Annotated in this window: 6 protein-coding genes and 2 pseudogenes; 6 read left to right on the top strand and 2 right to left on the bottom strand. The window is 46.4% G+C overall.

Translation table 11 applies throughout. The features are described 5' to 3' along the window. The coding region (locus tag ETC02_RS18455; protein ID WP_253264189.1) for a helix-turn-helix domain-containing protein at positions 1 to 193 on the bottom strand (193 nt) is incomplete at its 3' end. Between the two features lie 4 nt (positions 194 to 197). On the opposite strand from ETC02_RS18455, the pseudogene ETC02_RS15850 reads away from it, so the two are divergent. From ETC02_RS15850 to ETC02_RS15830, 5 genes and pseudogenes are all read left to right on the top strand, one after another. After that, positions 198 to 728: pseudogene (locus ETC02_RS15850) on the top strand (FAD-dependent oxidoreductase); the annotation flags it as partial. Positions 729 to 820: 92 nt separating this feature from the next. Continuing rightward, a complete protein-coding gene (locus ETC02_RS15845; protein ID WP_050368392.1) occupies positions 821 to 2,263 on the top strand; it encodes a glycoside hydrolase family 1 protein in 1,443 nt (480 codons plus the stop codon). 136 nt (positions 2,264 to 2,399) lie between these two features. After that, positions 2,400 to 2,942: an NADPH-dependent FMN reductase gene (locus ETC02_RS15840; RefSeq protein WP_020278731.1), complete on the top strand. Its 543-nt coding sequence runs from the start codon at positions 2,400 to 2,402 to the stop codon at positions 2,940 to 2,942. Positions 2,943 to 3,328: 386 nt separating this feature from the next. Continuing rightward, positions 3,329 to 4,236: pseudogene (locus tag ETC02_RS18450) on the top strand (YIEGIA domain-containing protein). Positions 4,237 to 4,241: 5 nt separating this feature from the next. Next, positions 4,242 to 4,448, top strand: coding sequence for a capping complex subunit for YIEGIA (locus ETC02_RS15830; protein ID WP_033009915.1), 207 nt, complete (start codon positions 4,242 to 4,244; stop codon positions 4,446 to 4,448). Between the two features lie 286 nt (positions 4,449 to 4,734). Here the strand turns inward: ETC02_RS15830 and ETC02_RS15825 are convergent, their stop codons facing one another. Beyond that, complete coding sequence (locus ETC02_RS15825) at positions 4,735 to 5,700, bottom strand: multicopper oxidase family protein (RefSeq protein ID WP_033009917.1); 966 nt, start codon at positions 5,698 to 5,700, stop codon at positions 4,735 to 4,737. A gap of 236 nt (positions 5,701 to 5,936) precedes the next feature. On the opposite strand from ETC02_RS15825, the gene ETC02_RS15820 reads away from it, so the two are divergent. Next, a complete protein-coding gene (locus tag ETC02_RS15820) occupies positions 5,937 to 6,872 on the top strand; it encodes a cupredoxin domain-containing protein (RefSeq protein WP_033024877.1) in 936 nt (311 codons plus the stop codon). Positions 6,873 to 7,080: the final 208 nt, after the last annotated feature.

The raw sequence follows: 7,080 nt of genomic DNA, 5'->3' as shown, positions 1-7,080 counted from the left end.
ACGCTACGATATTCTCCTTTCCCGCTTTATACTTCGGCTTTTTTCGACGGATTTTGGCCTGAACCCCCAACTCTTTCATCAGTCGGTACACTCGCTTATGATTCACGGTCTTCCCATAATTTCGTTTGATCCATGCCTTCACGCGGTAGTATCCATAGATCCCATTGACCTTTTGATGGCATTCGAGGATCATTTGCGAGCCGTACAACAACTTTACCGTTTTGCGGGCGAAGTTTGACCAATGGTTTGCCGAGAAAGCAGTCGAACAAGGGGCGTTGCTCGTTTGTGAAACGGTGGCACTCGAATGCATCGTTGAAAAAGGCCGCGTCGTCGGTGTCCGCACCGACCGCCCGGACGGCGAGGCGTATGCCGATGTCGTCGTGCTGGCGGACGGCGTGAACTCGCTTTTGGCGAAACAGCTCGGGTTTCACCGCGAATGGCGGCCGGATGAAGTCGTGCTCGCAGTGATGGACATTGTCAAGCTCGATAAAAAAGTGATCGAAGAACGTTTCAACCTTGATCCGGAGCAAGGATGCACGATCGAGCTGCTCGGCGATGCAACAAAAGGCATATTAGGAACCGGATTTTTATACACCAATAAAGACACCTTAAGCATCGGCGTCGGCACGCTGCTTTCCGGGCTGATCAAACATAAAATCAAACCGTACGAGCTGCTCGAATATGTCAAAAACCATCCGATTGTAAGGATGGTTTTTTATGGGGGAGAAGAAACAGCGGAACGAAGCATTCGTCGGTGTAGGCGGAGCGGCGTTTGTGGTAAGCTAGTGGGGAGGCATACTTGCACAGGAGGGACTGACTAGTGGTTACAACGAACGAGGCGTTTCCCACCAACTTTTTATGGGGAGGAGCGACGGCGGCCAACCAGATCGAAGGAGGATTTGGCGAAGGAAACAAAGGGGTAAGCATTGCCGATGTGCTTCCGGGAGGAAAGATGAGGCAACAACTGCTTAGGGAAAAAGGGTTGCAGTTTGCCATTGATAAGGAGAAGTACACATACCCGAACCATGAAGCGATCGACTTTTACCACCGGTATAAAGAGGATATAGCCCTGTTTGCTGAGATGGGATTTAAAGCGTTCCGCCTATCGATCGCCTGGACGCGCATCTTCCCGAACGGCATCGAGCTTGAGCCAAATGAAGAAGGGCTTGCCTTCTATGATCGGGTGTTCGATGAGTTACATAAATACGGGATTGAGCCGGTGGTGACGATTTCCCATTATGAAATGCCGCTCCATTTGGCCAAAGAATACGGTGGCTGGCGGAGCCGCGAACTGGTAACGTTGTTTGAACGTTACGCCAAGGTGATTTTCCAGCGTTATAAAGATAAAGTGAAATATTGGCTGACGTTTAACGAAATAAACGGTGCGCTCCATTTTCCGCTCATGAGCATGGGATTTGTGCCGGAAAGCGAAGAGACGAAATATCAAGAGTTGTTTCAAGCGTTCCATCATCAATTTGTCGCCAGCAGCCTGGCGGTGAAGGCGTGCTGCGAGATCATTCCGGACGCAAAAATCGGCTGCATGATTCTCGCCGCCCCCGTGTACCCGTACGACTGCAATCCAGAAAACGTCATGCATGCACTTGAAGAGGAGCGGCTGTTGAATTTCTTTTGCGCCGACGTTCAAGTGCGCGGCGAGTATCCATCCTTTATGAAACGCGTGTTCGACGAGCGTGGGGTGAAACTCGATATTCGCGACGGGGATTTGGAACTGATCAAGAAGCATACGGTCGACTATATCGGTTTAAGCTACTATATGTCCGTCACCCAGAAAAAAGACAAGATGGATGATGAGCTCATCCCCGGCAGCGTATTTGATGGGGTGAAAAACCCGTTCCTTAAAGCGAGCGACTGGGGCTGGGAGATCGACCCTATAGGGCTGCGCATCATTTTAAACCGGTTGTACGATCGGTATCGCGTACCGCTTTTTATTGTGGAAAACGGGCTTGGGGCGCATGACAAAGTGGAAGAAGACGGCTCGATTCACGACGATTACCGCATTGACTATTTGCGCCGTCATATCGAAGCAGCGCGTGAAGCGATCGCCGATGGCGTCGAATTGATTGGCTATCTCGTATGGGGCTGCATTGACCTCGTGAGCGCCTCGACCGGCGAGTTTTCAAAACGGTACGGGTTGATTTACGTCGATAAACACGATGACGGCAGCGGCACGCTCGAGCGGAGAAAGAAAAAGTCGTTTGATTGGTATCAAAACGTCATCGCGACGAACGGGGAAGAGTTATAATGGGAATGACCGCAAGGGGAATTTGAAGCAAAAGGCAGCTGATGGAATCGAATGGCAAAATAGTAAGGGAATGCGCGCTCGCCTTGCGCTGCGGGGGAAATTGACCATCAACCCCATTTGAAGGAGGACGAAAATGATGAACATTGTGGCTCTTGTCGGAAGCTTGCGAAAAGACTCATATAACCGGAAATTAGCGGAGTTTATGCGAGAACGGTACAAAGACAAATTCCAATTGGACATTGCCGATATCGGCGCTCTGCCGCATTACAATCAAGACGATGAACTCGATCCGCCCGAAGTCGTGGCGGCATTCAAGCGGCAAGTGGCGGATGCGGACGGGGTTTTGATCGTGACACCGGAGTACAATTGGTCCGTTCCCGGCGTGCTGAAAAACGCGCTAGATTGGCTGTCGCGTGTGGACAAAGTGTTGGTCAATAAACCCGTGATGATTGTCGGAGTATCGACAGGGATGATGGGAACAATCCGAGCCCAGCTTCATTTGCGCCAAATCTTGCAAAGCCCGGGGCTGGCTGCGAAAGTGTTGCCGCCGGCCGGGAACGAGGTGCTGGTGAATGTTGCAAGCCAAAAATTCGACGAAGCGGGAAATCTCGTTGATGCTGCGACGGTGGAATTTTTGGATCAAGTGATCGGGCGGTTTATCGAATGGGTCGGGCGCTAATGGCGACGGACTTCTTGCCTTCATAGATTGTGCGAAACAAAGGGTTGATCCAAAACGCACTCGCATTTTGGGTCAGCCCCTTTTTTGGCGTTAGTACTGTATCTTATTTTTTAGAATGTGTGTACTCTTTGTTTTGAGGACATATTGCACCTTTGGAGTAGTGGGCAAAATCAAATGTTTAACATTTGAGAAGAATGCCTACACTGAATGATGATATCAAAGCTTAGGCGGTTTTCGTTTGAAAAAGGACAATTGATTCGGGACGAAAAGACGATCATCCCCATCACCGACATGACGGCGAACGAAGCATACTCATTATAGAAAAATGTGTGAAGCTGTATCATGAAATTCTGAATATATCCAGCATTTCTTGAAGGGGTAGGCATATGAATGAAGAGTTGATTTCCGCCGAACATATTGCCATGATCGCGACAGCCGTTGTGTTAGGGACTTTAGCCCGTTTGTTGACGATTAAGGAAGATTTCCGACAATATCCGAGCTATCCGAATGGTTATTTCATTCATCTTGTAACAGGTTTTGTTGCTTCTTCCTTAGGCGCGGTTGCTCTTCCAGCATTAATGACAAAAAATTTTGTCGCTGTGACGTTTCTTGTATTAGCCATTCAACAATTTTGTGATGTTCGAAAAATGGAAAGGTACAGCTTAAAGGACCTTGAGAATACTGAATATACTTATCGCGGAAATGCTTATTTGACGGGATTGCAAAAACGTTTGAGGCGAGAAATTACCTAGCCTTAATCGTTTCCTTTTCCACCGCATTAACGATGCAGCTGCTGCCGGGGGCATTATGGGCGGATATGGTGTTTGGAGTCAGCGTGGGAAGCGTTGTTCTTTTTGTTTTAAAGCGGTTTTCAAAAGGAAAAACGATAGCCGATATTGCGGATGTTAAAGAAGGAAAAATCGAAATTAACGGTTCTGAGTTATTTGTCGACGGCATTTATATTTCTAACCTTCTTGGCACAGAAAATGCCCAACGATTGTTTCAGACTGAGGGAATGGCCGTTGTCATTTATCCGCGGGAAGAGCATTTTCGCATTGCGTTGGATAACTACGGACAGCGGCAAGCGGCCTTGTTTGAAGCAACGAGAGCGGTTGGGATCAAGCGGTACCATTTTACGCGAAAGGATTATGAAAAAGGGAGAATTGTGATTGTACTCGTACCAATTATAAGAGATATTGACAAATTTATTGCGGCTGTCAGACAAACTCCATTGCTTGAAAGTTTGCGAAAAAGCCATGCTGTCATGAAAACAAACTGGGTAGGAAAGGAGTAAGAAAAATGGGGAGAGAAGCATCAGAAAAGCCTCCTTATGAAATACTAGCAATCATTACACGAAGACAAAACAGGATTTTAGGTGGGAAGGCGCTGGCTTTATGGGCGGAAAGTGAGGAGGAGCAAAAAGCGATGACGATAGATATTGCAAAAGCGATGAAAGCGGATGTTGTTCAAATGAAAAATGGAGATTATCTTGTGATTCGCGTATAGGTGAATCACCGTGGTTTATCTTTTATTCGTTGATCCTTGCTGAGAACTTCAGCATTTGTTTTCATATCTAGAAGGCCGGTGAAAAACAGCTGTCACGAGCAAATCAACGGCATTGTGCCAAAAAAAGAAGGCTGATTCCACAAGTTTTATCTAATTGAGAAACAGATGGAGATAGCAGTATTTTGTACTAAATCACCAGGCTTCCGGAAGATTTTAGTAATTAAACTGGGCGTCAAAAATAGAGCGGAGAAAAACGGCGGCAGTGCCGTTTTTCTTGAATGACCGTTTATTTGGCGTAGCGAATCACCGTAAGCATGCCGCCCATTCCCCCCATTGCATGTGCGTTCGTTGTATGGTGAGGTTTATGACAGTGAAAGACCCAATTTCCCGGGTTGTTGGCCAAAAATTCGATGTTCCATGTTTCTCCTGGCGCTACATTAATCGTGTTTCGTTTTAATCTTGCCATCATAGGAATCGGATTTCCGTCAACCGCGGTGACAATAAAATCATGCCCGTGAAAATGCATCGGATGAGAATCCATACTTACATTGCCAAGGCGAATACGGACGCGTTCGCCATATCGGACAAATAAAGGAGCGGTATCAGGATAGGCTTTGCCGTTAATTGTGAAAAAATTAAACATCATTGACATTGGATCGATGTCATATATATTTGAAGCCGATTGTTTGGAAGGATGATCATTCATTGGATGGCTGCTAGTTTGCTGATGCATCTCCATCTGCACAGCCCACTCTTGAAGCAACAGAGCATAATCGCGGTCCACAGGTTCTTCGTATATGCCGCGCGAAATAAGCATGCCTGCTAATCCCATTAACTCTTGTTTTGCATCATGGACATGGCTGTGGTACATAAATGTTCCTGACTGTTGGATGCGAAATTCATACGTAAAACTTTCTCCCGGTTGGATAATTGGGCTGCCCCCAGGGCCGGGTACGCCGTCCATTCGGTTGGAAACAATTAATCCGTGCCAATGGACGGATGTCGCTTCTGGCAAACGGTTTTCGACTGTAATTTGAACATAGTCCCCTTGATTGACAAGAATCGTCGGCCCGGGAATACTTCCGTTGTATCCATACCCGCGGATTTTAATTCCGTTTACCAACTCATGCACGACCGGTTCCGCCCGCAAGTGAAATTGTTTTACCCCGTTTTTGAGAACCCGAAATGGCGCATCTTTTACATTGGGCGTGATAATAAGCGTTTGAGGATTTCCTGGCAAGTAACCATGCATTCCATCTTCCCCCTTTAGAGAAGGTATCACAATTTCATCATATGCTGCGGCATGTGTGGATAGTCGTTTTATGAACAGAATACATGCAGGTGTAAATACAAAAAGCTGTAATCGGATGACACGCTCTCTGTTTTCGTTCAAGCTCAGCCGGGATGTTCACTGACATGGACTAACCTGTTATTTGCACACATATATGTGTACAAATAAACATTTGCAGGAGGGATCATCCGTTGCCGATGTTATTCACTGGGGGGATCGCGGCGGTTTTGTCTTTCATTGTGATTGCTTTCATCTTTATCAAAAGGAAGAAAATCACATGCATGGCTGGAATGATGGCGGCGATGGCGTTAGGAATGTTGGCTGGGCTGACAGGCGGCCTGCTGGCTGGGATTTCTTACAACGGCAATCTCTTTTTGTCAACCATTTTAGGAATGGCTTTCGGGTTTTTAGCTGGATTTTTAGCCGGGATGCCGATTAGCATCATGGCCATCATCGACGGTGTTTTATCAGGAGTCATGGGCGGCATGATGGGAGCGATGTTAGGAGAAATGATTGCGCCTGAATATCGGGATTCTACGGTTCACATCATGCTTGTTCTATTTGTTGGAATGGCTTGTATTGTTCTATACATGCTTCAACAAGAAACGGGGTTTAACCGTGTGTTTTTGATCAATAAACTATTCCATAATCCGCTATGGTTAGCAATCGTCCTTCCGTTGTTTTTCTATTTGTATAACCATTTATACAATGAATTTTCTCGATCTTCTAATCTTCCGATAACGAATCCGCCTATGAACCATTTTATGGATGGCCACAACCAAACTGCATCTCCGTTAAGCATCGAAACAAAGGGGAAAAAGGTAGTGGTTGAAGCGACTGAATTTTATTACTTTCCTGAGAGTTTGCAACTGACTGTAGGACAGCCTGTTACCTTAATTCTGAAAAATAGCGGTCAAATGGAACACGATATCGAATTCGAAAATATGAAGATTTTGTTACAGCAGAATGACCATGGAAACCATGCAGAAAATGCGGACGTTCATGTTCATTCCTTGCCGGGGAAAACAGCCGAGGTGACGTTCATACCAATCGAACGCGGTGTGTTTCGATTTTATTGTACGGTTCCAGGGCATAAAGAATCTGGTATGGTTGGATTTGCGAAAGTTTCATAAGATGATGGCTGCCGAGATCTTCTCGGCATTTGTTTTGACCAATAGAAGGCGTGGAGACTAAAAGGGAAATGAACTTTTGTGGGTTCATCACCAAAAGATGTACTTGCACCTGTCATGAAAGTATGTTAGCTGTTTCCAGCCGAACCCGCAGTGCAAAACGCTGGATATTTCGGTATCCGTATCCCCGACGTTTCATCAGCTTGATCTT

Source organism: Geobacillus sp. DSP4a, from assembly GCF_013096875.1.
GTDB lineage: Bacteria > Bacillota > Bacilli > Bacillales > Anoxybacillaceae > Geobacillus > Geobacillus thermophilus.
Note: the sequence above shows the minus strand (reverse complement) of the source record. Positions and strands in the feature narration are given on the sequence as shown.